Origin of the sequence: Microbacterium sp. BWR-S6Y (genome assembly GCF_041379845.1) — a bacterium.
In the GTDB taxonomy this organism is placed as follows: domain Bacteria; phylum Actinomycetota; class Actinomycetes; order Actinomycetales; family Microbacteriaceae; genus Microbacterium; species Microbacterium hydrothermale.
Genome location: NZ_JBFECV010000008.1, coordinates 16,635 through 41,267, shown reverse-complemented (window position 1 = coordinate 41,267; position 24,633 = coordinate 16,635). Strand labels below are relative to the sequence as shown.

Here is a 24,633-nt window from a genome sequence, read left to right as displayed (position 1 = left end):
CCTGACACCGGAACGGCCCCCATCCTCACGGGTGGGGGCCGTTCCCGTGCGCGCGAGATTCAGTCTCAGGCGCGCAGCACCTGGACGTGCACCCCGGATGCCGCGGACTCGACGCGCCAGACCTGACCACTGCCCCGCACCGCCGGGGCCGCCTGCGCCGAGATCACCAGGGCCGTGTTCTCGTCGATCGCCACCCCGTCGGTGACGAGCCCCGCGTCGACCGCGGCGATCAGGCGGGACAGGGTCCCCCACTGGGCCGCGTGCACATCGACGGCGAAGTCGAGCAGTCCGAGACCCGGGCGCACCTCGACCGTGTCGAGCTCCTCACTCGCGTCCTCCGACACGACCTCGGCCCCGCCGACACGGAAACCGCCGACGAGCGCGGGGCCCGCCGCGATCGCCGCGCCCGCCGAGAAGCCGGCGTAGGGCATGCCGTCGGCGACCCGTTCGCGCACCGCATCCCGGATGCCGGAGAACGCCTCGCGATACGCGGGGGTCAGGCCCCCGCCGACGAAGACGCCGTCGGCCCCGTCGATCGCGGCATCCGCGAAGCCCTCCCCCTCGACGATCGCGTGCACGCGGATCTCGGCGGATGCCGTACCCGCGGCCTCCAGGACGCCGCGGAAACGCTCGACCGAGACGTCGTCGTCGGCCTCGAGCACGAGCAGCAAGGCGATCACGGGGTCTGCGATCGCCCGCTCGCGCGCCTCGCCCACGAAGGCCTCCAGCAACGATCCGCAGACGGCGACATCGCGGCCGCCGCCGAGAAGGAACACACTCATGCGCCCAGTATCCCCGGCCACCGCCACGCGCGTGAGTCGCCAAGATGTGTCGCTTCGACGGGCCCGCCGGCGACAGAACCTGGCGACTCACGCGGGGGGCGGGGGCGGGTCAGTACCGCCGCAACAGCGCCGCGAGGGCCTGACCGCCGCCGATGCACATCGTCACGACCGCGTATTCGAGGTCGCGGCGCTGCAGGTCGAGGGCCGCGCGCACGGTGAGGATCGCACCGGTCGCGCCGACCGGGTGACCGAGCGCGATCGCCCCGCCGTACGGGTTCACCTTCGCCGGGTCGAGGCCCGCGTCGCGGATCACCGCGACCGCCTGCGCGGCGAACGCCTCGTTCAGCTCGATCACGTCGACGTCGGCGGGGGTGAGCCCCGTCCGCTCCCACAGCCGCTGCAGGGCGAGGACCGGGGCGTACCCCATGATCTCGGGGTCGACGCCCGCGGTCGTCACGGCCTCGAGCGTCGCGAGCCCGGTGAGCCCCCGTTCGCGCACGTCGTCCTCGCGCATCAGCACGGTCGCGGCGGCACCGTCGTTGATGCCCGAGGAGTTGCCGGCCGTCACCGACCCGTCCTTCTCGAATGCCGCACGCAGGCCGGCCAGCACTTCGAGGGTCGTGTCGGGGCGCGGGTGCTCGTCGACCGACACCTCGACCGGCCGACGGCCGCCGGTGGTCACGGGCACGATCTCCTCCGCGAAGGCCGCGCGGGCGGCATCCGTCGACGCCCGCCGCTGGCTCTCGACGGCGAAGGCGTCCTGTTCCTCGCGCGAGACGGAGTACCGGGATGCCACGACCTCGGCCGTCGTGCCCATGTGCCGGCCGCTGAAGGGGTCGGTGAGGATCGCGAGCGTGCCGTCGAGCAGGGTCCGGTCGCCGAGGCGGGCGTTGCCGCGGGCGCCGTACTCGAGGAAGGGCGTGCGCGACATGCTCTCGTCGCCGCCGGCGACCGCGACGTCGATGCCGCCCCAGCGCAGTTCCTGCGCGGCCGACCAGATCGCCTGCAGGCCCGAACCGCACAGGCGGTTGACGGTGAACGCGGGCACGCGCGTGGGGAGCCCCGCGGCGAGCGCGACCCGGCGGGCGTTGTACGCGTCGGGGCCGTTCTGGGCGATGCAGCCCATCACGACCTCGTCGACGGCGTCCTTCTCGACCCCGGCCCGTGTGAGGGCCTCGGTCACGGCGACGGCGCCGAGCTCGTACGCGTCGACCCCCGAGAGCGATCCGCCGAACGAGCCAATGGGGGTGCGGGCACCCGAGACGATGACGATCCGCGGCTCGGACATCAGCCCGCCGCCTCCTCGGGGCGTTCGCGGGCCTCGAGGTCGGCGGCATCCGGGACGTATCCCTCGACGTGCCGCTCGTCGGGGCCGACGTACGCCGAGAGCGGGCGGATGAGGGCGTTCGACGCCTGCTGCTCGCGGATGTGCGCCGTCCAGCCCGTCACGCGGGCCGCGACGAACAGCGGAGTGAACGTGAGCGTGTCGAAGCCCATGAGGTCGTAGGCCGGACCCGAGGGGTAGTCGAGGTTGGGGTAGATGCCCTTGCGCTCGACGAACTGCGACTCGAGGGCGTCGTAGAGGGCGGCCACGTCGGGTCGGTCGTAGTGCGCCACGAGGGTGTCGAGGGCGGCCTTCATCGTGGGCACGCGCGAGTCGCCGCGCTTGTAGACGCGGTGGCCGAAACCCATGATCTTGCGCTTGGCGGCGAGGGCGGTGTCGAGCCACGGCCCCACGTTCTCGGCCGAGCCGATCTCGGTGAACACGTGCAGCACCGCCTCGTTCGCCCCGCCGTGCAGGGGTCCCTTGAGCGCGCCGATCGCGCCGACGACCGCGGAGTACAGGTCGCTGAGGGTCGAGGCGATGACCCGCGCGGTGAACGTGGAGGCATTGAAGGAGTGCTCGGCGTACAGGACCATCGAGCGGTTGAAGGCGTCGACGACGACCTCGTCGGCCTCGTCGCCGAAGGTCATCCACAGGAAGTTCGCCGCGTAGTCGAGGTCGTCGCGGGGCTCGACGAGCTCCTCGCCGCGGCGGCGGCGCTGACCGTACGCGACCACGGCGGGCAGCTGCGCCCACAGGCGGATCGAACGCTCGAGGTTCTCTTCGGGGGTGCCCACGGCATCCATCACGTTCGAGATCCCGGCGGTCTCGCGCGCGCCGATCACGCTCACGGCCGTGCGCACCTCGTCCATCGGGTGGGCCGACGTCGGCAGCAGGTCGATCGCGGCGCGGACGTCGTCGGTCAGCGCCCGATGCGCGCGCTCCGTCTCGCGCAGGGCGGCGAGCTGCGCCGCACCCGGCAGCTCGCCGTTCCACAGCAGGTACGCCACCGCCTCGAAGGGCTGGGTCGCCGCGAGCTCCTGCACCGGATACCCGCGGTACAGCAGGCTGTTCGTGTCGGGGTTCACCTTGCTGATGGCGGTCTCGTCGACCGTGACGCCGGCGAGGCCCTTCTTGATGTCGGTCATCGTCTCTCCCTCGAGTCGTGCTCAGTGTTCATGCTGCCGGATGCGGTGGTGGCGGGGGTGCGGCGGGGGTGCGAACCTTGTCCCACTTATGGCCGGTCTGGCGGCCCCACACCCGCAATGAGTGGGACGAGCACCGTCATAAGTGGGACGAGGTTCGCGAGAAGTGCGACATGGCGGCGCGGGCAGCCGGCTCGGGCCTCAGCGCTCGACGGTGAAGTCGAAGACGTCGGCGTCGAAGCGGGTGTAGCCCTCGTAGTCGATGAGGTCGTAGAGGTCGGCGCGGTGCTGCATCTCGCCGAGCTGGTCGCGCAGGTGACCCTCGGATGCCAGGGCGTCCAGGCCCCGGCCCGCCGCGCCCATCGCGAGTCGCAGCAGCGACACCGGCCAGATGACGAGGTTCACGCCGGCGTCGCGCAGCTGCGCGGTCGAGAACAGCTCCGACTTCCCGAACTCGGTCATGTTCGCCAGGATCGGCACGTCGAGCGCCTGACGCATCGCCTCGAACTCGCCCAGGTCGCGCATCGCCTCGGGGAAGATCGCGTCGGCGCCCGCGTCGACCAGGGCCTTCGCGCGCTCGATCGCGGCATCCAGTCCCTCGACCGCGCGCACGTCGGTGCGCGCCATGATCAGGAAGTCGGGGTCGCGGCGCGCGTCGACCGCGGCGCGGATGCGCTTGATCGCGGTGTCAGCGTCCACGACGCTCTTGCCGTCGAGGTGGCCGCAGCGCTTCGGGTTGACCTGGTCCTCGATGTGCGTGCCCGCGAGCCCCGCGTCTTCGAGGGTCTGGATCGTACGCGCGACGTTCATCGGCTCCCCGAAGCCGGTGTCGGCGTCGATGATCGCCGGCAGATCGGTCATGCGCGCGATCTGCTGCCCGCGCCCGGCGACCTCCGTGAGCGTCGTGAGTCCGATGTCGGGCAGGCCCAGGTCGGCCGAGATGACGGCGCCCGAGATGTAGACGCCGTCGAAGCCCTTGCGTTCGATGAGCCGGGCCGACAGCGGGTTGAAGGCCCCCGGCATACGGACGAGCTCTCCGGATGCCAGCTTCTCGCGCAGCGCGCGACGCTTCTGCTGCGGGGTGGTCTGGGCGTACAGCATCAGAACAACCCCTTCGGCGCGGGCGCGAGGGCCAGCACGCCGGGCTTCGCGACGATCGTGAGCTGCATGACCTCGGCGGGGGTCAGCTCGGGCAGTCGCTGCACGAGCTCGAGGAACCGCTCGATCTCTTCGGGCAGCAGCACGGGCTCGGCCAGCGTGCGGAACTTGCGGATGTAGTCCTCGCGCGCGAACGGCCGGGCGCCGAGCGGGTGGGCGTCGGCGACGGCGATCTCGTCCTCGACGACCGAGCCGTCGGTCAGCGTGATGACGACGCGACCGCCGAAGGCTTTCTCGTTCGGGTCCTCGGAGTGGTATCGGCGCGTCCACTCGGCATCCTCGGCCGTGGTGACCTTGTGCCACAGCGCGACCGTGTCGGAGCGTCCCGCGCGATCGGGGGCGTAGGAGTCGACGTGGTGCCACGCGCCGTCCTGCAGGGCGACGGCGAAGATGTACGGGATCGAGTGGTCGAGCGTCTCGCGCGAGGCGGTGGGGTCGCACTTCTGCGGGTCGTTCGCCCCCGAGCCGATGACGTAGTGCGTGTGGTGGCTGGTGTGCAGGACGATGGATGCCACGTTCGCGGGGTCGCGCAGATCGGGGCGTTCCGTGCCGAGGCGTCGGGCGAGGTCGATCCAGGCCTGCGCCTGGTACTCGGCCGAGTGCTCCTTCGTGTACGAGTCGAGGATGCCGCGCTTGCTCTCGCCCTCGCCGGGCAGGGGCACGTCGTACGAGGCGTCGGGGCCGTCGAGCATCCAGGCGATCACGCCGTCCTCTCCCTCGTAGATCGGCGAGGGGCTGGTCTCTCCGCGCATCGCGCGGTCGACGGCCTCGATCGCCATCTTCCCGGCGAAGGCGGGGGCGTGCGCCTTCCACGTCGAGATCTCGCCCTTGCGCGACTGGCGCGTGGCCGTGGTGGTGTGCAGCGCCTGACCGATCGCCTGGTAGATGGTCTCCTGGTCGAGGTCGAGCAGGGTGCCGATGCCGGCGGCGGCGGCGGGCCCGAGGTGGGCGACGTGGTCGATCTTGTGCTTGTGCAGCGAGATCGCGCGCACGAGGTCGATCTGGATCTCGTAGGCGGTGGCGAGCGCCCGCACGAGAGCGGCGCCGTCGCGACCGGTGTGCTGCGCGACCGCGAGCACGGGCGGGATGTTGTCGCCCGGGTGCGAGTAGTCCGCCGCGAGGAAGGTGTCGTGGTAGTCGAGCTCGCGCACGGCGACGCCGTTCGCCCACGCGGCCCACTCGGGGCTGGTGCGGCGCTCGAGCAGGCAGCCGAAGACGGTCGCGCCGGGTCCGCCGATCGACACCGCGTGATCGAGCGCCTGCTGGCGCGCCGCGCTCACCGGCTGTCGGGTGAGGGATGCCGCGGCCACGGCCGCGTTGTCGATCAGGCGGTTGACGATCATGTCGACCACGTCGTCGTCGACGGCGACCGGGTCGACCGCGACGCGAGCGAGGGCCCACGCGAGCTGCCCCTCCCGGGCGAGGTTCTCGTCGCTGCGGTGCACGCGCACGTGGTGGGTGATCGTCATGAGGGGTCCTCCGTGAGGGCTTCGAGGATGGTCGTGAAGGCGTTGTGCAGGTGCACGTGGGTGGCGTGGGCGGCGAGTTCGGGGTCGCCGCCGCCGATCGCGCGGGCGATCAGTTCATGCTCTCGCGCCGAGGCCGAAAGGCGCAGGGGGTTGTCGCGGGCCATGCGCCGCACCCGCACGAGGTGCGTGCGGACGCTGCGCAGGGCCGACGAGAGATAGGCGTTGTCGACGGCGGCGTCGATCGCGGAGTCGAAGCGGGCGATGAGCGCGTAGTACTCGTCGGCATCCGCGGTGTCGACGCGCGCGAACTCCGCCGCCAGCGCGTGGAACACCCGCCGGTCGCCGCGCTGCGCGGCCAGTCGCGCGGCCTCGGTCTCGAGCGCGCGACGCAGGTCGAACAGGGCGCGGATGTCGTCGGCGTCGATCCCCGCGACCACCGTCACGCGAGCGGATGCCTGGGCGACGAGCCCGTCGGATGCCAGTCGGCGCAGGGCCTCGCGCAGGGGGGTGCGGCTGACGCCGAGGCGCGAGGACTGCTCCACTTCGCCGAGCACGGTCCCGGGGGCGAGGGTTCCGGTCTGGATCTCGTCGAGGAGGGTCGCGTACGCGCGTTCGCTCGCCCGCATGGCGCACCTCCCTCGTGTCGCCTCTCAGTGTATGCACTAAAGGGGCGAATGGACACCTTTTCGGCATCCGATCCGGCCTTGCGTATACAACGGGGCGGGAGTCACCGCTCACACACCTTCGACGGCATCCCCGCGGCTCAGGCGCGGCCCCACGACTCCAGGGTCGTCGGAATGGATGCCAGCGTGCCGAGCGCCGCGTCGCGGTCGGCCCGCGCGAGGGTGAGGCCCGCGACCACGAGCGAGGCGCAGACCGCCGCGAGGGCGTCGACCGCGTCGGGCGTCAGGTCGGGGCGGCGGTCGGCGACGGCCGATCGGATCGCCGCGCGCATCTCGGCCGCGTAGCCCGAGACGAGCGTGCGCACCTCGGCGTCGTCGCTGGCCAGGGGCGAGGAGCCGGCGTTGAGCAGCAGGCAGCCGAGGCGGGCGCGCGGGGAGTCCGCCGCGATCGCGGTGTGCATGTCGTCGACGTAGGCCTCGAGCGCACCGGGGTCTCCCCCACCCAGGGGGCGCAGTCGCGTGCGGACGACGTCTTCGAGGTAGGCCGCGAGCACGGCGTCGAAGAGCCCCCTCTTGCTGCCGAAGGCGTTGTAGATGCTCGAGCGCGTCAGCCCGGTCGCCTCCTCGAGCTCGGCGATGCCCGTCTCGGCGTACCCGCGCCTCCAGAACACGTCGCGCGCGGCGTCGATCACGGTAGAGCGCTCGAAGCTCGGCATCCTGCCCATGATCTCTCCTTCGCTCGGGTGGCTGAGCTTGTCGAAGCCACCAATCCCGTCGACTCCCGGATCCTTCGACACGCTCAGGGTCCTCACGGTTGCACTTCAAGAGCCGAGGTCTATATTAGACCAGTCGTTACAAAATAACCACGGGAGGCATTCCATGCGCGCAGTCATCCACCACGAGTTCGGCGAGCCCGCCGACGTCCTCGGCGTCGAAGAGGTCGAGACCCCGACCCCCGGCCCCGGCGAGGTGCGCCTGCGCGTGCTGCTGTCGCCCATCCACAACCACGACCTGTGGACCATCCGCGGCACCTACGGCTTCAAGCCCGAGCTGCCCGCGCGCGCCGGAACCGAAGCGGTCGGCATCATCGAGGAGCTCGGCGAGGGCGTCGAGGGCCTCACGGTCGGCCAGCGCGTGGCCACCGGCGGCACCTTCGGCGTGTGGGCCGAGCAGGTCGTCGCGAAGGCCGCGGGCCTCATCCCCGTCGCCGAAGGTCTGAGCGACGAGGTCGCCTCGCAGCTCGTGTCGATGCCCTTCAGCGCGATCAGCCTGCTGCACTCGCTCGACCTGAAGGCCGGCGACTGGATCGTGCAGAACACCGCCAACGGCGCGGTCGGCCGCATGGTCGCGCAGATCGCGAAGGCGCGCGGCGTCAACGTCATCGGTCTCGTCCGCCGCCAGAGCGCGGTCGCCGAGCTCGCCGAGCAGGGGATCGACAACGTCGTGTCGACCGACGCCGACGATTGGCGCGAGAAGGCACTCGCCCTCGCGGACGGTGCGCGCATCGTCGCGGGCGTCGACTCGGTCGGAGGCCCCGCCGCCGGCCAGGTGCTGTCGATGCTGAGCGAGAACGGCACGCTCGTCATCTTCGGCTCGATGGGCGCGGGAAAGCTCGAGCTCGGCGCCGGCGACATCATCTTCCGCCAGGCCACCGTGAAGGGCTTCTGGGGCAGCGTCGTCAGCAAGACGATGGATGCCGAGACCCGCGGCGCCCTGTTCGGCGAACTGTCGCGCTACCTCGCCGACGGCACGCTGACCCTCCCCGTCGCGGCGACCTTCGGCCTCGACGACGCCCGCGAGGCCGCTCGCGCGAGCGACTCGCCCCGCGTCGGCAAGGTGCTGCTGCGCCCGTGAGCTGAGGCGGGCGCCAGCTCGTGCGAAACTCCTGAGAGATCGGCCCTGCCCACCCTTCCCTCCGCGTGATCACGCGGGGTGCGGGGTGGGCGTTCTCCGTTTCTCAGGAGTTTCGCTCGCGACGCGGCCGTGACCAGGACGGGCGCCGCGGCCTCGTCAGCCGGGCAGGGCCTCGAGCGCGGCCTCGAGCGCGTCGATCGCGGGACGCTGACCCTTCACGAGCGCGTCGCGCGCGGCATCCAGGTCCATCCACTCCGCCCGGTCGACCTCGGGGAACGACGCCGTGCGCCCCGAGCGTGGAGGCCACTCCATCTCGAACGTGCCGAAGGTGAATCCGGATGCCGTGAACCCGGCGCCGTCGCCGCAGAACACGACGACCTTCTTGCCGCTGCTGTACGCGAACGTGCCGAGCTCCGCCCAGTCCGTCGCGGGCGGATCGACGCCGAGCTCCTCGCGGAACTCGCGGCGCGCGGCATCCTGAGCACTCTCCGTGTCGGGGTCGTACTCGCCCTTCGGGATCGACCAGGCGCCGGCCTCCTTCTTCGCCCAGAACGGCCCGCCCATGTGCGCGATGAGCACCTGCGGCGTCGGATCGAGCCGATACAGCAGGAGTCCCGCGCTGTGGACGACCATCACGCCACCGCGGCCGGCACCTTGTTCGCCTCGTCGGCGATGATGTCGGCGCGCTTGCGGAAGGTGCGCGCCGAGACGCGGTCCAGGGCGATCTGCGCGCGCATCTTCTCGGCCTTCTCGTACAGCGAAGGGCCGCCGAAGCCGGTCAGCACCTTCACGAGCACGGGCAGCAGCTCGATCATGAAGAACAGCGCCGCGATGAGGTAGTGCGCCCAGCGCAGCACCGGCTCGCGGTCGGACAGGCGTTCCAGCGCGGTGATCTGGCTGAGCAGCCCCACGGCCCCGGCGTTGCCGTCGGCGATCGACGAGGCGCGCTGGTTGTAGGCGGCGAGCGCCGACTCGTACTGCGCGCGGGCCGCGGGCAGCTGGTCCTCGGCCTGCTGCTTGTTCGCGTCGGCGGAGGATGCCGCGGCCTCGGCGCCCGCGGTGTTGGCGGCCGCCAGAGTCGACTGCGCCTGCTGCAGCTGCGTCGACAGCGCGTCGTAGGCGGACTGCGCCTGCTGCAGCTGCGCCTGCGCGGCATCCGAACTCGCGCCGTTCCCGGCGACGCCGGTGCAGCCCGGTACCGTTCCGGCGCCCTGGCCGGTGAGCTCGCACTGGTAGACCGCGCGGGCCTGGTCGATCACGGTCTGCTGAGCGGCGAGCTGCTGGGTGAGCTGGTCGACAGTCTGCTGGGCGGCGGCCGATTCGGCCGAGGTCGACGAGGTTCCCGTGACGATGCCCGTCGCGGCCTGGTTCTCGAGCGCCGAGACCTGGGCGGACGCGGCGTCGAGGGCCTGCTTCTCGGGGCCGCTGGTCACGGCATCCTGGTCGCTCAGGGCCTGCGTGATGTTGGTGGCGTTCACCTCGCGGGCGATGTCGTTCTGGAACACCTGCAGCACCAGCGGCTCCGCCACGACGATGCCGATGAGAGCCGCCATGATCACGCGGGGCATCGCGAGCCCCAGGAGGCGGAAGACGTTCTTGGTCGAGCGCATCGTCGAGGTGAGGAAGCGGTCGAGGTTGAAGATGATCAGGCCCCACACGATCGCGAGGGGGATCGCGAGGAAGATGCTCACCCGCACGCCGGTCAGCAGCGCGAACATCATCGACAGCGCCGACACGAGCGCGGTCCCGGCGAGCACGAGGAACATCTGCACGAAGCGCGGGACCTCTTCGGGCACCTCGTCGAGCACGTCGTTGTCGGCTCCGCCGAGAACGGCCATGCGCCGGATGAGCGAGAGCCTGGGGCGGCGCGGATCCGAGCGGCGCAGACGCGGGGGCCGCGGCTCGGTGGTGACCGGGATGGATGCCACGGCGGGCGCCGCGAGCACCCGCTCGGGCACGACCGCGGTCTCGGCGTCGTCGACTTCCGGCCCGTCGGCTTCTGGAGCGTCGGCTTCCGGGGCGTCGGCGGACGCGCGGTCGATCACGACGGTGTCGTGGTCGTCGGCCGAGGCGTCGGCGTCGGAGTCGTCGAGGAAGGGGTCGCGCGGCTCGTCGTCGGCGGGCGGAGCGCCCCACGGCTCGGAGGTGTGTTCATGCGCGGTGTCGTTCGAGCGGGCGCCGTCCGGGCGCGCAGCGGCGTTCTGGGCGGCGAGGATGTCGTCGAGGTACTGCACGCGTTCCTCGTCCGTCGTGAACTCGATTCGACCGTCGGAGCCGAAACGGCCGGGTCGGTGAGCGGAAAAGGACATTCGATGAGGGTACGACGCTCAACCTGGCCCGCTCCTGAGCGGGGCCTGAGGCCCGGCTGGGGGCGGCTGGGGGCGGCGCGAGTCGGTGTGGACGCTCAGCGACGCTGGGCGCGCGCGAGATCACACGATCGGCGCGAAAGCACATCACCGTGCGTGTGATCTCGAGCGCATCGTGTGATCTCGCGCGGCGAGGGGCGCCCGGCCGCGTGGGGCGCGCAGCGGCGCGGGGCGCGCAGCGGCGCGGAAGGCGCGCGAGATCACACGATCGGCGCGAAAGCACACCGTCTTGCGTGTGATCTCGCGCCGATCGTGTGCTTTCGCGCAGAGAGGTGCGCCGCCGCTCCGCGCACGCGCCCGGACGCGCGACAGCGGGCCGGGCGCGAACGCCCGACCCGCTGCACGAACCGCGTCAGACCAGGCGCTTCTTCGGCGAGACCTCGTAGGTGTTCTCGGGGTCGGAGAACACCGCGTCGCCCAGTGCCGCGTCGATCGCCGCGAGGGCATCGGCCTCGAGCTTCACGCCCGATGCCTTCACGGTGTCGTGCAGCTGCTCGGGGCGGGAGGCTCCGACCAGGGCGGCGGCGATGTTCGGGTTCTGCAGCACCCACGCGATCGCGAGCTGCGGCATCGTGAGTCCGGCCTCGTCGGCGATGGGCTTCAGTCGCTGGACGGCCTCGAGGGTGTCGTCGTTCAGGAACCGCTTGATGAAGTTCGCGCCGCTCTTCTCGTCGGTGGCGCGCGAGCCCTCGGGCACGGGCTGACCGGGCAGGTACTTGCCGCTCAGCACGCCCTGCGCCATCGGCGACCAGACGATCTGCGAGATGCCCAGCTCTTCGCTGGTGGGCACGACCTTGCCCTCGATCACGCGCCACAGCATGGAGTACTGCGGCTGGTTCGAGATGAGCTGGATGCCGAGCTGCTTCGCGAGCGCGTGCCCCTCGCGCAGCTGTTCGGCCGTCCACTCCGAGACGCCGATGTACAGCGCCTTGCCCTGGCGGACGACGTCGGCGAAGGCCTGGAACGTCTCTTCGAGCGGCGTCTCGTAGTCGAAGCGATGCGCCTGGTAGAGGTCGACGTAGTCGGTGCCGAGACGCTTCAGCGACCCGTTGATGGAGTCCATGATGTGCTTGCGACTGAGCCCGGTGTCGTTGGGGCCGCCGGGGCCGGTCGGGAAGTAGACCTTCGTGAAGATCTCGAGCGATTCGCGGCGCTGACCCTCGAGGGCCGTGCCGAGGACGGTCTCGGCTGCGGTGTTGGCGTAGGTGTCGGCGGTGTCGAACGTCGTGATGCCCGCGTCGAGCGCGGCGTGCACCGTGGCGATCGCGGCGTCGTCTCCGACCTGCGAGCCGTGGGTCACCCAGTTGCCGAGGGTGATCTCCGAGATCTTGAATCCACTGTTGCCGAGATAGCGATAAGCGACCATTCCTCCACGCTAGACCCGGCCGCCGACACCGGGGCCGCGGCATCCGCCCCTCCCCCGCTCACGCGTCCTTGCGGATCCACCGGAACGTCACCCGCACCAGGGCCGGGCCGACCACCAGCCACAGCGACGTCACCAGCAGGATGAGCGGGTGATCCCACGACCCCGACGGCTCGCCCGCGGCGAAGCTCTCGGGCAGGAACACCGAGCGGAAGCCCTGCGCGAGCCACTTCAGCGGGAAGACGCTCGCGACGTTCTGCAGCCACTCCGGCAGCGCGGCGAAGTTGATGTAGACGCCCGAGATGAACTGCAGCAGCAGCACGATCGGGATGACGACGCCGGTGGCGCTGCGTCCGGTGCGGGGCAGGGCCGACAGGCCGATGCCGAGGATCGCGCAGGTCGTCACGCCCAGCAGGAACACCCACGCGAAGGTCAGCCAGCGCTCCGGGTCGGTGGGCAGGGGGACGCCGAAGAACACCGCCGCCACGACGATGAGCAGCACCGACTGCAGCAGACCCGTGACGAGCACCTGCCCGAGCTTGCCGATGAAGTACGACACCGGGCTGAGCGGGGTGCCGCCCAGTCGCTTGAGGGTGCCGTCGCTGCGTTCCATCGCGATGTCGATCGACATGTTCTGCAGTCCCGACAGCAGTACGCCCGCCGCGAGCATCGCCGGCAGGTAGAACTGCGCGGCATCCACCTCATCGCCCGGAGGGCCGAACGTCTGGGCGTCGAAGGCGACCGCGAAGATCAACAGGATCATCACGGGGAACAGGAACGTGAAGAACACCGAGTCGCCCTGGCGGAAGTACGAGCGCACCTCGAACGCGACCCGCGCGGCCCCCAACCGCAGCACGCGGCTCATGCCACGCCTCCCGCCGCGGTCGTGCGCCGCGCCTCGTCGCCGAGGAACGACAGGTAGACGTCCTCGAGGCTCGGGCGCACCACCTCGAGCCGCTCGGGTTCGCCCAGGCGCGCGTGCAGCGCCGCGACCACCCCGCCGGGATCCTGCGTGCGCTCCTCGCGCACCTCGCCGCCCTCGCGCCAGCGCACCAGGGGGACGCGTGCGTCGGGTCCGCCCAACTCGTCGATCGGGCCGACGGATGCCACCTGACCGCCGACGATGATGGCGGCGCGCTCAGCGAGTTCGGCGGCTTCGTCGAGGTAGTGGGTCGTGAGGAGGATTGAGGTGCCCTCCCGCTGCAGGTCGCGGATGAGGTCCCAGAACTGGCGTCGCACCTCGGGGTCGAAACCCGTGGTCGGCTCGTCGAGGAACAGCAGCTCGGGTCGACCGATGATGCCGAGCGCGACGTCGACGCGGCGCCGCTGTCCGCCGGAGAGCTTGCGCACGCCGACCCGCGCCTTCTCGGTGAGCCCGACCGCCGCGATCGTCTCGTCGACATCGCGTGGTCGCGGGTAGAACGAGGCGAAGTGCGACAGGAGCTCCCGCACGGTGGCGGTGGGCGCTTCGCCCGTGTTCTGCAGCACGATCCCGAGCCGCGCCTTCCACGCGAGGCCGCCGCGGTGCGGATCGACGCCGAGCACCTCCACCGTGCCGCCCGTGCGGTCGCGGTAGCCCTCGAGGATCTCGATGACCGTGCTCTTGCCGGCGCCGTTCGGCCCGAGCAGGGCGAACGTCTCCCCGCGGCGGATGTCGAAGCTCACCCCGCGCAGCGCCTCGACGCCCCCGCGGTAGGTCTTGCGCAGATCCTCGACCCGCACGACGTGATCGCTCATGTGCTCAGTCTGGCGGTCGCGGGGCCGGCTGAGCCCTCGCGTGCTCATCGGAAGCGGATGGGAAAGGCTGCAAAGGCACCTGGGAGAACGCTGATCCGTCCAAACCATCCCCCCGTGCCGTCCCGGATGACCACGCGTGCGGGGAATTTCGCCCCCGGTCGCCGCACGTCCCCTTACCGCCCTCGAACCGTCCACGTGGACGCTGGAGGTTGACTTTGTCGTTCCCGCACGTTCTCCCGCTCACCGCCGCCGCCCCCGGTCCCACGCCCGAACCGCTCCTCACCCCCGTCGCTCCCGCCCCCGGGCAGGGGTCGACGGGAACCACCGACGTCCCGCTCCCGGCCCAGCCCGGAACGACCGTGTCGGGCGGTTTCCTGCCCGACTGGTCGATCGGCGAGTGGCTCGGCTACAGCGGCATCATCATCCTGGCGCTCGCCCTGACCGTCGTCGCGACGACGACGCTGTGGTGGATGCTCCACGCCTGGCGTTCCGCCGATGATCTGCGCGCCACGCAGTTCAGCTCCTCGCCGCGTCCGGCGCGGCACCGATTCACGCTGCTCGTGCCCGGGCGGCACGAGGAAGAGGTGATGGGGCAGACGCTCGACCGCCTCGCGCAGCAGGACCACCCCGATTTCGAGATCATCGCCATCGTCGGCCACGACGACCCCGGTACCGAGCTGGTGGTGCGGCAGGCCGCCGCCCGGCATCCCGATCTCATCAAGGTCGTCGTGGACGACAGCGTCCCCAAGAACAAGCCCAAGGCGCTGAACCGCGCCCTGCAGATCGCGACCGGTGACGTCGTCGGCGTCTTCGACGCCGAGGACGAGGTGCACCCCGGCCTGCTGACGGTCGTGGACTCGAAGTTCCAGGAGACGGGTGCCGACGTCGTGCAGGGCGGCGTTCAGCTGATGAACTTCGAGACCAGCTGGTGGTCGCTGCGCAACGTCCTGGAGTACTACTTCTGGTTCCGCTCGCGCCTGCACTTCCACGCCCGCTCCAAGTTCATCCCCCTCGGCGGCAACACCGTGTTCGTCACCCGCGATCGCCTCGCATGGTCGAAGGGATGGGACGACCAGTGCCTCGCCGAGGACTGCGAGCTCGGCGTGCGCCTGTCCAGCGACGGCGCGAAGGTCGTCGTCGCCTACAATCCCGAGTACGTCACGCGCGAGGAGACCCCGCCGACCCTGAAGTCGCTCTACAAGCAGCGCACGCGCTGGAACCAGGGCTTCCTGCAGGTGCTCGGCAAGGGCGAGTGGAAGGCGCTGCCGACGCTGCGCCAGCGCATGTACGCCCGCTATCTGCTGAACATGCCGTTCCTGCAGGCGGCGACCGGACTGCTGATCCCCATCTCGCTCGTGTTCATCCTTCTTGTGAAGGTGCCGACACCCGTGGCGCTGCTGACCTTCCTTCCGCTGGTGCCCACGATCATCACCCTCGTCGCCGAGGCGGCGGGACTGACCGAGTTCGGACGTGTCTACGGCAAGAAGGTGCGCGTTCGCGACTACGTCCGCCTCGTGCTGGGACTCGTGCCTTACCAGGTGTTCCTCGCCGCCGCCGCCGTGCGCAGCGTCGTGCGTCAGATGCGCGGTGACGGCAGCTGGGAGAAGACCGAGCACACCGGCGCCCACCGCGACGCCGCGACCGCGACCCCGTCCACCGCGCGCGACCTCGTCGGCGCCGGCGCGGAGGTGACCCGATGACCTCGACGATCGACCGCGTCCCCACCGGGACGATCCCCTCCGACCGCGCGTCCGCGGGGCTGCGCCGCCGGGTCTCGCCCTGGCGCGCCCGGCTCGGCGACGCACTGTGGCTGCTTCCTCCCCTCGTCCTCGGCCTGGTGGTCAACGCGCTGAACCTGGGCGGCTCCCCGCAGCGCATCGACGACGAAGGCACCTACACCGCGCAGGCGTGGAGCATCGGCAACCTCGGCGAGCTCACGCACTACACCTACTGGTACGACCACCCGCCCCTCGGGTGGATGCAGATCGCCGCCTGGGTCGGTCTGACCGACGGCTGGAACCGCTACGACGTCGCCGTCATCGCCGCGCGCGAGGCGATGCTCGCCGCCACCGCCGCAGCCGCCGTCCTGCTGTGGTTCGTCGTACGCCGCATCGGCTTCGCCCGGTTCACGGCATCCGCCGCGGTCGCGCTGTTCCTGCTGTCGCCGCTGGCGGTGCAGTTCCACCGCCAGGTGTACCTCGACAACATCGCGACCGCCTGGTTGCTCGCCGCCCTGCTGCTGGCGATGAGCCGACGCGCCCAGCTCGCCGGCTACATCGGCGCCGCCGCCGCGTTCGGCATCGCCGTGCTCACGAAGGAGACCTACCTGCTCGCGCTGCCGTTGGTGGCGTGGTTCATGTGGCGCGGGGCGGAGCGCACCACGCGCCGGTACACCCTGTCGGTCGCCTCGGCCGTGCTGGGACTCATCGGTCTCGCGTACGTCGCCTTCGCCCTGGTCAAGGGCGAGGTCGCCCCCGCCCCCGGGCGCGTGAGCCTGTGGGACGGACTGGCGTTCCAGCTCGCCTCGCGCGAGGGCAGCGGATCGCTCTTCGACCCCGAGAGCCTCATGGCGCGCACCGTCGGACTGTGGTGGCAGCTCGACGCCGTGCTCATCGTCACGGCGCTCGCGGCGGCCGTCGCGGCCCTGTTCGTGCGTCGCCTGCGTCCGTGGGCGATCGCTCTGCTGGCGCTGACGGCGTTCATGTTCCGCGGGGGCTACCTGCCCGTGCCGTACGTCATCATGCTGCTGCCGTTCGCGGCCGTGGTCGTCGCCGGAATGGGTCAGGTGGCCGTCGAGGCCTTGCGTTCGGCGGGCGTGCTGCGGCGCCTCGCCGGAGTCGCCACCGCCCTCGGGCTCGTCGTCGCCGTGCTGGCCGCTGGTCCCCTGTGGGCGGCGCAGCTGCGCGGGTTCCTCCTCGCCGATCTCGACCGTCCGCTGCGCGACGCCGAGGCGTGGATGACGCAGAACGCCCCGGCCGACTCCCGCATGCTCGTGGATGACGCGATGTGGGTCGACCTTGTGCGTGCGGGCTTCGAGCGCGAGAACGTCGTCTGGTACTACAAGGCCGACACCGATACCGACGTGCAGCAGCTCGCCCCCGACGGGTGGCGCGACTACGACTACGTCATCACGACCGACTCGATGCGCACCTTCCCGACCGAGTTCCCGACCGTGCGTCAGGCGATCGAGAACAGCGCCGTGGTGGCGTCGTTCGGAGAGGGAGCGCAGAAGGTCGACGTGCGCCTGGTCGACAGCGCCCAGGCGGCGCTCGCGCAGGCCGCCGACGACGACCTGTACGCCGCCCGATCGGTCGCCGGGCAGCAGGTGCTGCAGAACCCCGACGTCGGCGTCCCCGGCGAGGAGCAGGATCTGCTCACCTCGGGCGTCGTCGACGGACGCATCCTCCTGACCCTCGGCCAGCTGTCGTCGCAGGGCCGCATCGACGTGGCCGACATCGCGCAGCTGGAGGGCGATCCCTCGGGCGTGCACCGTCAGCTCACCGTGAGCTCGTTCGCCGGTCAGGACGCCCGGGGGGATGCCGCCGGGGCCGACGCCCTGCTGCGGTTCTACGACTCGCTGACCGGCCCCCTGCGTCCGGTCTCGGTCGAACGCGGCGACGCCGGCGTGGTCATCACGTTCTCACCCGACGAGCCGGTCGACCTGCTCCCCCGTCCCTCCTCCTGATCCTCTCCTCCCCCCAACGAAAGGACCGCCATGTTCCGTGTCACTCCCTCCCTTCGTCCCGCGCGGCTCGCCGCGATCGGCGCCGCCGCCCTGCTCACCGCCGGGATCGGCGTCGCCACCGCCCCCGCCGCCTCCGCGGCCCCCACCGCGCCCGGCGGGTGGGCGCGCGTCGCCCACCTCTCCCCCGACACCAAGTCGGTCGACGTCCAGCTGACGGCTCTCGCCGGTGGGGCCGTCGTCTACGAGCTCGACGACGTCGCCTACGGCGCTGTGAGCCCCTACATCCCCCTCGCCGACGGCACGTACGTCGTGTCGATGGTGCCCTCGGATGCCGCCGACGGCACGCAGCCGGTCGTGCAGCAGTCGATCGACATCGCCGAGGGCGAGCCCCTCACGGTCGCCGCCTATGGCCGCAACGCCGACCTGAAGACCACGGTCTTCGAAGACGACCTCTCGGCCCCCGCGGCCGGACAGGCGCGCGTCCGCGTCGTGCAGGCTTCGACGGTGGAGCCGACGGTGGACGTCGACACCGCCCAGGGGCGCCCGATCGCGCGCGACGTGCCCGCGGGGTCGGCGACCGACTACGCCGCCGTGCCGGCCGGTTCGTGGGATCTCGAGCTGACGGGTGCGGACGAATCCGCGACCTCGGCCGTGAACCTGCCGGCGGGGTCGGTCTCGACCCTCTTCGTGCTCGATGACGCCCAGGGAGCGCTCACGGCGCAGACCATCACCGACTCCGCGACCCTCGCCGACATGCCGGTCGGCGGCATCCACACCGGTGGCGGCGGAACCGCCGCCGCCACGACCGCGCCCACGGGTGCCGCCGCAACGGGCGCCGGCGCCGTGGCACTGGCGCTGGGCGCCGTCGCGCTCATCGCGGGGCGCCGACGCCGCGGCGAGGCGCGCGCGTGACGTTCGCACGCCGGGCGTCGACGGTCGGCGCGGTCGCCACCGTCGTCGCCCTGACGATGGCGGCGTGCAGCACCGCGACCGAGCCCGAACCCGACACCGCCGACGCCACCACCGCGACGGCCGAGGCCTTCCTCGACACCTACGTCGACGCCGGTCGCGTGGTGCGCACCGACCAGGGCGGCGACACCGTCAGCGAGGGGCAGGCGTACGGCCTGCTCCTCGCCGTCGCCGCCGACGACCCGTCGCGCTTCGACAGCATCTGGGACTGGACGACCACCCACCTGCAGCGCGACGACGGCCTGTTGGCGTGGCAGTGGAAGGACGGCTCCGTCGTCGACGAGCAGCCCGCCTCGGACGCCGACCTCGACGCGGCGCGCGCCCTGGTGCTCGCGGGCGACGCCTTCGACCGAGACGACCTCCGCGAGCAGGGCGTGTCGCTCGGCGCCGCGGTCCTCGACGAGATGACGACCGAGACCGCGCTCGGGCGCATCCTGCTGCCGGGACCGTGGGCCACGGCTTCGCCCCACGCCTACAACCCCTCGTACGCGTCGCCGGCCGCGTTCGACGTGCTCTCGCGCGCGTCGGGCGACCCCCGGTGGGAGGAGCTGGCCGCGGGTAGCGCAGCGGTGACGAGCGCGCTGATGGATGCCAACACCCTGCCGACCAACTGGGCCACGGTCGCCGACGACGGCACCGTCGCTCTCGCGGGATCCGCGGGCGGCGGGGGCGAGCCGGCCTACGGCTACGACGCCGCGCGCACGACCGTCCGGTTCGCCGAGTCGTGTCGCGCGGACGACCGCTCCCTCGCGGCGCGCGTGGCCGCAGCGCTCCCCGGCGGAGACGAACTGCCCGCCGAGCTCGACGCGGGAGCCGGCGCCCTCACCTCGGATCGGCATCCGGTCGCGTACGCCGCACGGGCGGCCGCGTTCGCCGCGAGCGGGCGCGACGACGAGGCGCGAGCCGATCTGCAGCGCATGGCCGACACCGCGGCATCCACCCCCACGTACTACGGTGCGGCCTGGACGGCCCTCGCCACGGCGATGCTCACCGACGACGTGCTCGACGGCTGCCCCGCGCTCGCGGGCGACTCCGCCGCGGCAGACGCGCCCGGTGCGACGGGCGCCGGGGCGACGACGGCGCCGGGCGTCGGCGCGGCGGGCGGCTTCCAGAATCCGGTGACCCCCGCGCCGGCCAACACGGCCCCGCCCGTGCACATCTCGATCCCGGCGATCGGGGTGGACTCCGACCTCATCGGCCTCGACCGAGGGGACGACGGGTGGATCCAGTCGCCCCGGGACTACGACGCGGTCGGCTGGTACGAGAAGGGGGTCCTGCCCGGAGAGGTCGGTCCCGCGGTCATCGCGGGCCACGTCGATTCACCCACCGGACCGGCCGTTTTCTACGACCTCCCGCGACTGACGCCCGGCGACACGGTGTCGGTCCGCCGCGCTGACGGATCGACGGCCGACTTCGTGGTGACCGGGCTGCAGACCGTCGAGAAGAACAGCTTCCCCACCGAATCGGTCTACGCGCCGACGCCGACGCCGCAGCTGCGGCTGGTCACGTGCGCCGGGGCGTGGGATCCGGCCAGCGGCCATTACGTCGACAACCTCGTCGTGACGGCCGTCGCCGCCTGATCTCGGCCTCGGACGCGTCTGGGCGGTCCCGCGAAACGTGATCGTCGACCGCGTGAACACGAAGCGCCCCCGGCCGCTCGGCCGGGGGCGCTTCCGCGATAGGTGTCAGCCGACCGGGGTCGCCTCGGCCGCCGCCTCGTCTTCTTCGGTCGCCACGAGCTGGCCGCACGCCCCGTCGATCTCCTTGCCGCGGGTGTCGCGCAGGGTCGTCGGGATGCCGGCGTCGTTGAGGCGGCGCACGAACTCGTTCTGCACCGGAACCTCGGATGCCGTCCAGATCGAGCCCGGGGTCGGGTTCAGCGGAATGGGGTTCACGTGTACCCAGCCGCGCCCGCGAGCGTTGAGCTTGTCGGCCAGCAGGTCGGCGCGCCAGGCGTGGTCGTTCATGTCCTTGATCAGGGCATATTCGATCGAGACGCGGCGCCCGGTCTTGTCGAAGTAGGCGCGGGCGGCATCCAGGGCCTCGTCGACCTTCCAGCGGGAGTTCACCGGGATGAGCTCGTCGCGCAGGCCGTCGTCCGGCGCGTGCAGCGAGAGGGCGAAGGTGACCGGGATGTCCTCGTCGGCGAGCTTCTTGATCGCGGGAACGAGTCCCACGGTCGACACGGTGATGCCGCGGGCGCTCATGCCGAGGCCGTGCTCCTTGTCGACCATGACGCGCACGGCCTGCATGACGCGGGCGTAGTTCGCCAGCGGCTCGCCCATGCCCATGAAGACGATGTTCGAGACGCGATCGAGCGAGTGGTCGTCGCGCTTCTTGCCGCCGAGGCCGCCGGCGGCGATGAGGGCGTTGGCGCGCACGATCTGCTCGACGATCTCGGCCGCCGACATGTTGCGGGTCAGGCCCGCCTGCCCGGTGGCGCAGAACGGGCAGTTCATGCCGCACCCGGCCTGCGAAGACACGCACAGCGTGATGCGGCCGGGGTAGCGCATGAGCACCGACTCGACGAGGGCGCCGTCGTGCAGCTTCCACAGGAACTTGATCGTGTCGCCGCGGTCGGTCTCGAGCCGGCGCACCTCGGTGAGCAGGGGCGGGAGCATCCCCGCGACGAGCTCTTCGCGACCGGATGCCGGCAGGTCGGTCATGTCGGCGGCATCCGAGGTGTAGTGCGTGAAGTAGTGCTTCTCGAGCTGCTTCGCGCGGAAGCCGGGAAGGCCCAGCTCCTTCACCTTGGCGACGCGCTCGTCGGCGGTCATGTCGGCGAGGTGCACGGGGGGCTTGCCGCGCTTGGGGCTGGCGAACTGCAGGAGCGGACGACCGGTGTCATCCTTGGCCTGCTGCCACCCCTCGGTCTTCGGTCGCACCTGGCGGACGCCGGTGTTCTTCGGGCGCGTCTCGCGGACGGCGGTGTCGGCCGGCGCCCCCGCGGGGCGCGCCTGCCGGGGCGTGGTGGAGCGCACGGGGGGCTGATCGGTCATGGTTTCCAGGGTACCGGGGCGCGCCTGCGTCGCGGCTGGGCGCGGGAGACGTGCATGACGCAGGAGATACCGGGGGCGCCGGCGGCTCCGCCTCGGTGATCGGAGCAGACCGGAGGCCGGCGCCGCCGAAACTCCTGCGTCGTGTCCGAGGTGGACAGCCCCTCCGGCAGCACCGCCCTAAGATGCATCCCATGCCCGGTGCCGGTGACGTCTCCCTCCCGCCCGGCGGCGTGCAGAAGCTGCTGAACAACAACGTCGTCGTGGCGATCGACGGCGACGGCCGCGAGCGCGTGCTGATGGGCCGGGGCATCGGCTTCCAGCTCAAGCACGAGGGCCGCGTCGACCCGTCGAAGGTCGAGAAGACCTTCGTGCTCGAGCAGGGCAGCGACACGGCTCACGCCCAGAAACTCCTCACCGACGCCCCGTACGCGCTGGTGCAGGCAGTGCTCCACGCCGTCGACCAGGCCGAGCGCGAGCTCGGACGCGACCTCGGACGCCGCCTGCCCCTGGCCGTGATCGACCACGTGAACTACGTGGTCGAGCGCCTCGACCAGGGCATCCGCATCCCGGGCACCTCGATGCCGGAGTTGCGCATCCTGCACCCCGACGAGTCGCGCGTCGCGGAGCGCATGGCGGCCTCGATCGCGGCATCCCTCGGTCGTGAGCTCCCGCCCGAGGAGGGCGTGTTCCTGACGATGCACCTGCTGAACGCGACGCGCGACGAGCCGAACGGCACCGCGGCGCTGCTGTTCCGCCGCGTGCAGCACGTCGTCCGCACGGTCGAGACGGGCCTCGGCGTCTCCCTCGACACCGAGAGCCCCGACTACGCGCGCTTCATCCTGCACGTGCGGTTCCTGCTGCAGCGGCTCGTGAACCGCGCGATGCTCACGAGCGGCGACTCGTCGTTCTTCGAGTTCGCGAAGCACCGTTACCCCCGTGCCTTCGGCATCGCCGAGGGCGTCAAGGGCTACGTGCTCGCCGCGACGGGGTCGACGCTGACCGACGAAGAGGTGCTGTACCTCACCGTGCACGTCGAGCGCCTGGCGACGAGCATGGGTCGCGCCGACGATGCTGGCGCACCCGACGCGCCGGTGCTATAGTCACCGACGCAGGCGTCATACCCTGCCGACGATTTCCGGATTGTTACCGCGCGAGCGGGCAAGACCTGAATCCACATCGCTGACGAGCGATGAACGGATTCGGGTCTTTTTTATTGCCCGAAGCACTCCGGGGCGTCGCCCGAACATCTCGAAGAGGCCGCACTGAAGCGGCGAAAGGCAGGCGGATTCCGATGGTGGATCACGCGAAGACAGCGACGGCGGTTGTGGCCGGCGTCGGCGGAGAGAGCAACATCACCTCGCTCGTGCACTGCGCGACGCGGTTGCGGTTCGTGCTCAAGGACGAGGGCAAGGCGGATGCTGCGGCTCTGCGCGCCACGCCCGGCGTCATCACCACCGCGCAGGCGGGTGGCCAGTACCAGGTCGTGATCGGCAACGACGTCCCCGACGTGTACGCCGCGATCCAGGCGCAGACGAAGCTCGGCGGCGCCGGCTCCGAGGGCGGCGAGAACGGCCCCAAGGGGAACCTGTTCAATCGCTTCATCAAGATGATCTCGGCGATCTTCACGCCGATCCTGTGGGCCCTCGCCGGCACGGGTCTGCTGAAGGCGTTCGTCGCCGCGGCGGTCACCTTCGGCTGGCTGGATGCCACGGGCACCACCTACGTGATCCTCAACGCGCTCTCCGACGCGCTGATCAACTTCCTCCCGATGGCCCTCGCGATCACCGCGGCGCGCTACTTCAAGGCGTCGGAGTTCACGTCCTTCGCGATCGCCGGAGCCCTGGTCTACCCGAGCATCGTGGCCCTGAACGGTCAGCCCGACATCACCTTCTTCGGCATCCCGGTCACGATGGTCAGCTACGTCTCGAGCGTCATCCCGATCATCGTGATCGTGTGGCTGCAGAGCTACGCCGAGCGGTTCCTGCTGAAGGTCCTGCCGAGCGCCGTGAAGCGTTTCCTCACGCCGATGATCGTCGTGGCCATCGCGGTCCCGCTGGTGTTCCTCGCGATCGGCCCCCTGTCGAGCCTCGTCGGCGGCGGCCTCGCGGCGGCCATCGGCTGGGTGTTCCAGACCGTGCCGTGGCTCGGCGGCGCGATCATGGGCGGCCTGTGGCAGGTCTTCGTGATCTTCGGCCTGCACTGGGGCCTGGTCCCGCTGTTCCAGCTCGAGCTGCAGACCACGGGGCAGATGCTCCTCATCGGCCCCGTGTTCGCGGCCGTGCTCGCCCAGGCGGCCGCCGTCGCCGGCGTGCTCGTGCGCACGCGCAACAAGAACCTGCGCTCGCTCGCCGCCCCCGCCACGCTCTCGGGCTTCCTCGCCGGTATCACCGAGCCCGCGATCTACGGCATCGACCTGCCGCTCAAGCGCCCCTTCGCCTTCGGCATCGTGGGCGGTGCACTCGGCGGCGCGCTCATCGCGATCGGCGGTGTCTTCTCGAAGGCCTTCGTCGTCCCCTCCGGACTCGCGCTGCCCGCCCTCCTCGGCAACGGCAACATGGTGATGCTCGGCATCGGTCTCGCCGTCGCGATCCTCGTCCCCTTCCTGCTCACCGTGCTCGTCGGCTTCGCGGACCCGGTCGAGGCCGCGGCCCCGACCGCTCCCGCCACCGCCACCGACACCGAGGTGCGCAATCCCGTCGACGGGACCGTGGTCGCACTGAGCGAGGTCGCGGATGCCGCCTTCGCCGACGGATCGCTCGGAAAGGGCGTCGCCATCCGTCCCACTTCGGGCGCGGTCTACGCCCCCTTCGACGGCACCGTCGTGGCGGCCTTCCCCACCGGTCACGCGATCGGGCTCCGCGGTGTCGACGGCGTGGAGCTGCTCATCCACGTCGGTCTCGACACCGTCAAGCTCGGCGGCGAGCACTTCACGCTCCACGTCCAGTCCGGCAGCGAGGTGAAGGCCGGCGACCTGCTCGTGGAGTTCGACGGCGACGCGATCGAGAAGGCCGGGTACGACCTGATCACGCCCGTCATCGTCACCAACGGCGACCTCTACCCCGACGTCGCCGACACGGCATCCGGACCCCTCTCGCACGGCGAGACGCTGTTCCGCGCCGTATCCGTCGACTCCCTGTCCGCCACTCGCTGAACCCCGGA

20 protein-coding genes are annotated in these 24,633 nt (G+C 71.3%); 7 read left to right on the top strand and 13 right to left on the bottom strand.

Annotated features, from left to right (window positions below; genetic code table 11):
• Nucleotides 1-65 precede the first annotated feature (65 nt).
• From AB1K56_RS15780 to AB1K56_RS15750, 7 genes are all read right to left on the bottom strand, one after another.
• Entirely contained in the window at nucleotides 66-782 is a 717-nt protein-coding gene (locus AB1K56_RS15780) for a Type 1 glutamine amidotransferase-like domain-containing protein (RefSeq protein ID WP_371206425.1), read from the bottom strand.
• Between the two features lie 109 nt (nucleotides 783-891).
• Nucleotides 892-2,070: an acetyl-CoA C-acyltransferase gene (locus tag AB1K56_RS15775; RefSeq protein WP_371206424.1), complete on the bottom strand. Its 1,179-nt coding sequence runs from the start codon at nucleotides 2,068-2,070 to the stop codon at nucleotides 892-894.
• Nucleotides 2,070-3,254: a bifunctional 2-methylcitrate synthase/citrate synthase gene (locus AB1K56_RS15770; protein ID WP_371206423.1), complete on the bottom strand. Its 1,185-nt coding sequence runs from the start codon at nucleotides 3,252-3,254 to the stop codon at nucleotides 2,070-2,072. Before AB1K56_RS15770 ends, AB1K56_RS15775 begins: the two co-directional genes overlap by 1 nt.
• A 198-nt stretch (nucleotides 3,255-3,452) precedes the next feature.
• Nucleotides 3,453-4,352 (bottom strand): methylisocitrate lyase, encoded by a 900-nt coding sequence (gene prpB, locus AB1K56_RS15765; RefSeq protein ID WP_371206422.1) that lies wholly within the window; start codon nucleotides 4,350-4,352, stop codon nucleotides 3,453-3,455.
• Nucleotides 4,352-5,878, bottom strand: a complete 1,527-nt coding sequence (locus tag AB1K56_RS15760; RefSeq protein ID WP_371206421.1) for an MmgE/PrpD family protein — start codon at nucleotides 5,876-5,878, stop codon at nucleotides 4,352-4,354. The genes prpB and AB1K56_RS15760 overlap by 1 nt, the downstream gene beginning before the upstream one ends.
• Nucleotides 5,875-6,504, bottom strand: a complete 630-nt coding sequence (locus AB1K56_RS15755) for a GntR family transcriptional regulator (RefSeq protein WP_136587265.1) — start codon at nucleotides 6,502-6,504, stop codon at nucleotides 5,875-5,877. The genes AB1K56_RS15760 and AB1K56_RS15755 overlap by 4 nt, the downstream gene beginning before the upstream one ends.
• A 137-nt stretch (nucleotides 6,505-6,641) precedes the next feature.
• The gene (locus tag AB1K56_RS15750) at nucleotides 6,642-7,313 is read right to left on the bottom strand and encodes a TetR/AcrR family transcriptional regulator (protein ID WP_371206420.1); all 672 of its coding nucleotides are present in this window, start codon (nucleotides 7,311-7,313) and stop codon (nucleotides 6,642-6,644) included.
• Between the two features lie 67 nt (nucleotides 7,314-7,380).
• Between AB1K56_RS15750 and AB1K56_RS15745 the strand changes: the two genes are divergently transcribed.
• Complete coding sequence (locus tag AB1K56_RS15745; protein WP_371206419.1) at nucleotides 7,381-8,355, top strand: zinc-binding dehydrogenase; 975 nt, start codon at nucleotides 7,381-7,383, stop codon at nucleotides 8,353-8,355.
• 156 nt (nucleotides 8,356-8,511) lie between these two features.
• Here the strand turns inward: AB1K56_RS15745 and AB1K56_RS15740 are convergent, their stop codons facing one another.
• The 5 genes from AB1K56_RS15740 to AB1K56_RS15720 all read right to left on the bottom strand — a co-directional run bounded on the left by AB1K56_RS15740 (nucleotide 8,512) and on the right by AB1K56_RS15720 (nucleotide 13,821).
• Entirely contained in the window at nucleotides 8,512-8,988 is a 477-nt protein-coding gene (locus AB1K56_RS15740; protein WP_371206418.1) for an NUDIX domain-containing protein, read from the bottom strand.
• A complete protein-coding gene (locus tag AB1K56_RS15735) occupies nucleotides 8,988-10,664 on the bottom strand; it encodes a DUF4407 domain-containing protein (protein ID WP_371206417.1) in 1,677 nt (558 codons plus the stop codon). Before AB1K56_RS15735 ends, AB1K56_RS15740 begins: the two co-directional genes overlap by 1 nt.
• A gap of 409 nt (nucleotides 10,665-11,073) precedes the next feature.
• Nucleotides 11,074-12,087 (bottom strand): aldo/keto reductase family protein, encoded by a 1,014-nt coding sequence (locus AB1K56_RS15730; RefSeq protein WP_371206416.1) that lies wholly within the window; start codon nucleotides 12,085-12,087, stop codon nucleotides 11,074-11,076.
• A 58-nt stretch (nucleotides 12,088-12,145) separates the two neighbouring features.
• Complete coding sequence (locus AB1K56_RS15725; protein ID WP_371206415.1) at nucleotides 12,146-12,949, bottom strand: ABC transporter permease; 804 nt, start codon at nucleotides 12,947-12,949, stop codon at nucleotides 12,146-12,148.
• Nucleotides 12,946-13,821 carry an ABC transporter ATP-binding protein gene (locus AB1K56_RS15720; RefSeq protein WP_371206414.1) on the bottom strand — a complete coding sequence of 292 codons (876 nt, stop codon included), beginning with the start codon at nucleotides 13,819-13,821 and terminating at the stop codon, nucleotides 12,946-12,948. The genes AB1K56_RS15725 and AB1K56_RS15720 overlap by 4 nt, the downstream gene beginning before the upstream one ends.
• A gap of 209 nt (nucleotides 13,822-14,030) precedes the next feature.
• On the opposite strand from AB1K56_RS15720, the gene AB1K56_RS15715 reads away from it, so the two are divergent.
• From AB1K56_RS15715 to AB1K56_RS15700, 4 genes are read left to right on the top strand one after another with little or no spacing between them, the layout of a single operon-like run.
• On the top strand, nucleotides 14,031-15,521 hold the full coding sequence (locus tag AB1K56_RS15715; RefSeq protein WP_371206413.1) for a glycosyltransferase family 2 protein: 1,491 nt from the start codon (nucleotides 14,031-14,033) through the stop codon (nucleotides 15,519-15,521).
• Nucleotides 15,518-17,506 (top strand): hypothetical protein, encoded by a 1,989-nt coding sequence (locus AB1K56_RS15710; protein ID WP_371206412.1) that lies wholly within the window; start codon nucleotides 15,518-15,520, stop codon nucleotides 17,504-17,506. The genes AB1K56_RS15715 and AB1K56_RS15710 overlap by 4 nt, the downstream gene beginning before the upstream one ends.
• Before the next feature lie 30 nt (nucleotides 17,507-17,536).
• On the top strand, nucleotides 17,537-18,418 hold the full coding sequence (locus tag AB1K56_RS15705) for a DUF4397 domain-containing protein (RefSeq protein WP_371206411.1): 882 nt from the start codon (nucleotides 17,537-17,539) through the stop codon (nucleotides 18,416-18,418).
• Complete coding sequence (locus tag AB1K56_RS15700; RefSeq protein WP_371206410.1) at nucleotides 18,415-20,055, top strand: class F sortase; 1,641 nt, start codon at nucleotides 18,415-18,417, stop codon at nucleotides 20,053-20,055. The genes AB1K56_RS15705 and AB1K56_RS15700 overlap by 4 nt, the downstream gene beginning before the upstream one ends.
• Before the next feature lie 105 nt (nucleotides 20,056-20,160).
• Here the strand turns inward: AB1K56_RS15700 and rlmN are convergent, their stop codons facing one another.
• Nucleotides 20,161-21,474: a 23S rRNA (adenine(2503)-C(2))-methyltransferase RlmN gene (rlmN, locus tag AB1K56_RS15695; RefSeq protein ID WP_371206409.1), complete on the bottom strand. Its 1,314-nt coding sequence runs from the start codon at nucleotides 21,472-21,474 to the stop codon at nucleotides 20,161-20,163.
• A gap of 191 nt (nucleotides 21,475-21,665) precedes the next feature.
• On the opposite strand from rlmN, the gene AB1K56_RS15690 reads away from it, so the two are divergent.
• The gene (locus tag AB1K56_RS15690; protein WP_371206408.1) at nucleotides 21,666-22,574 is read left to right on the top strand and encodes a PRD domain-containing protein; all 909 of its coding nucleotides are present in this window, start codon (nucleotides 21,666-21,668) and stop codon (nucleotides 22,572-22,574) included.
• 191 nt (nucleotides 22,575-22,765) lie between these two features.
• Nucleotides 22,766-24,625 (top strand): beta-glucoside-specific PTS transporter subunit IIABC, encoded by a 1,860-nt coding sequence (locus AB1K56_RS15685; protein ID WP_371206407.1) that lies wholly within the window; start codon nucleotides 22,766-22,768, stop codon nucleotides 24,623-24,625.
• The last annotated feature ends 8 nt before the right edge of the window (nucleotides 24,626-24,633 follow it).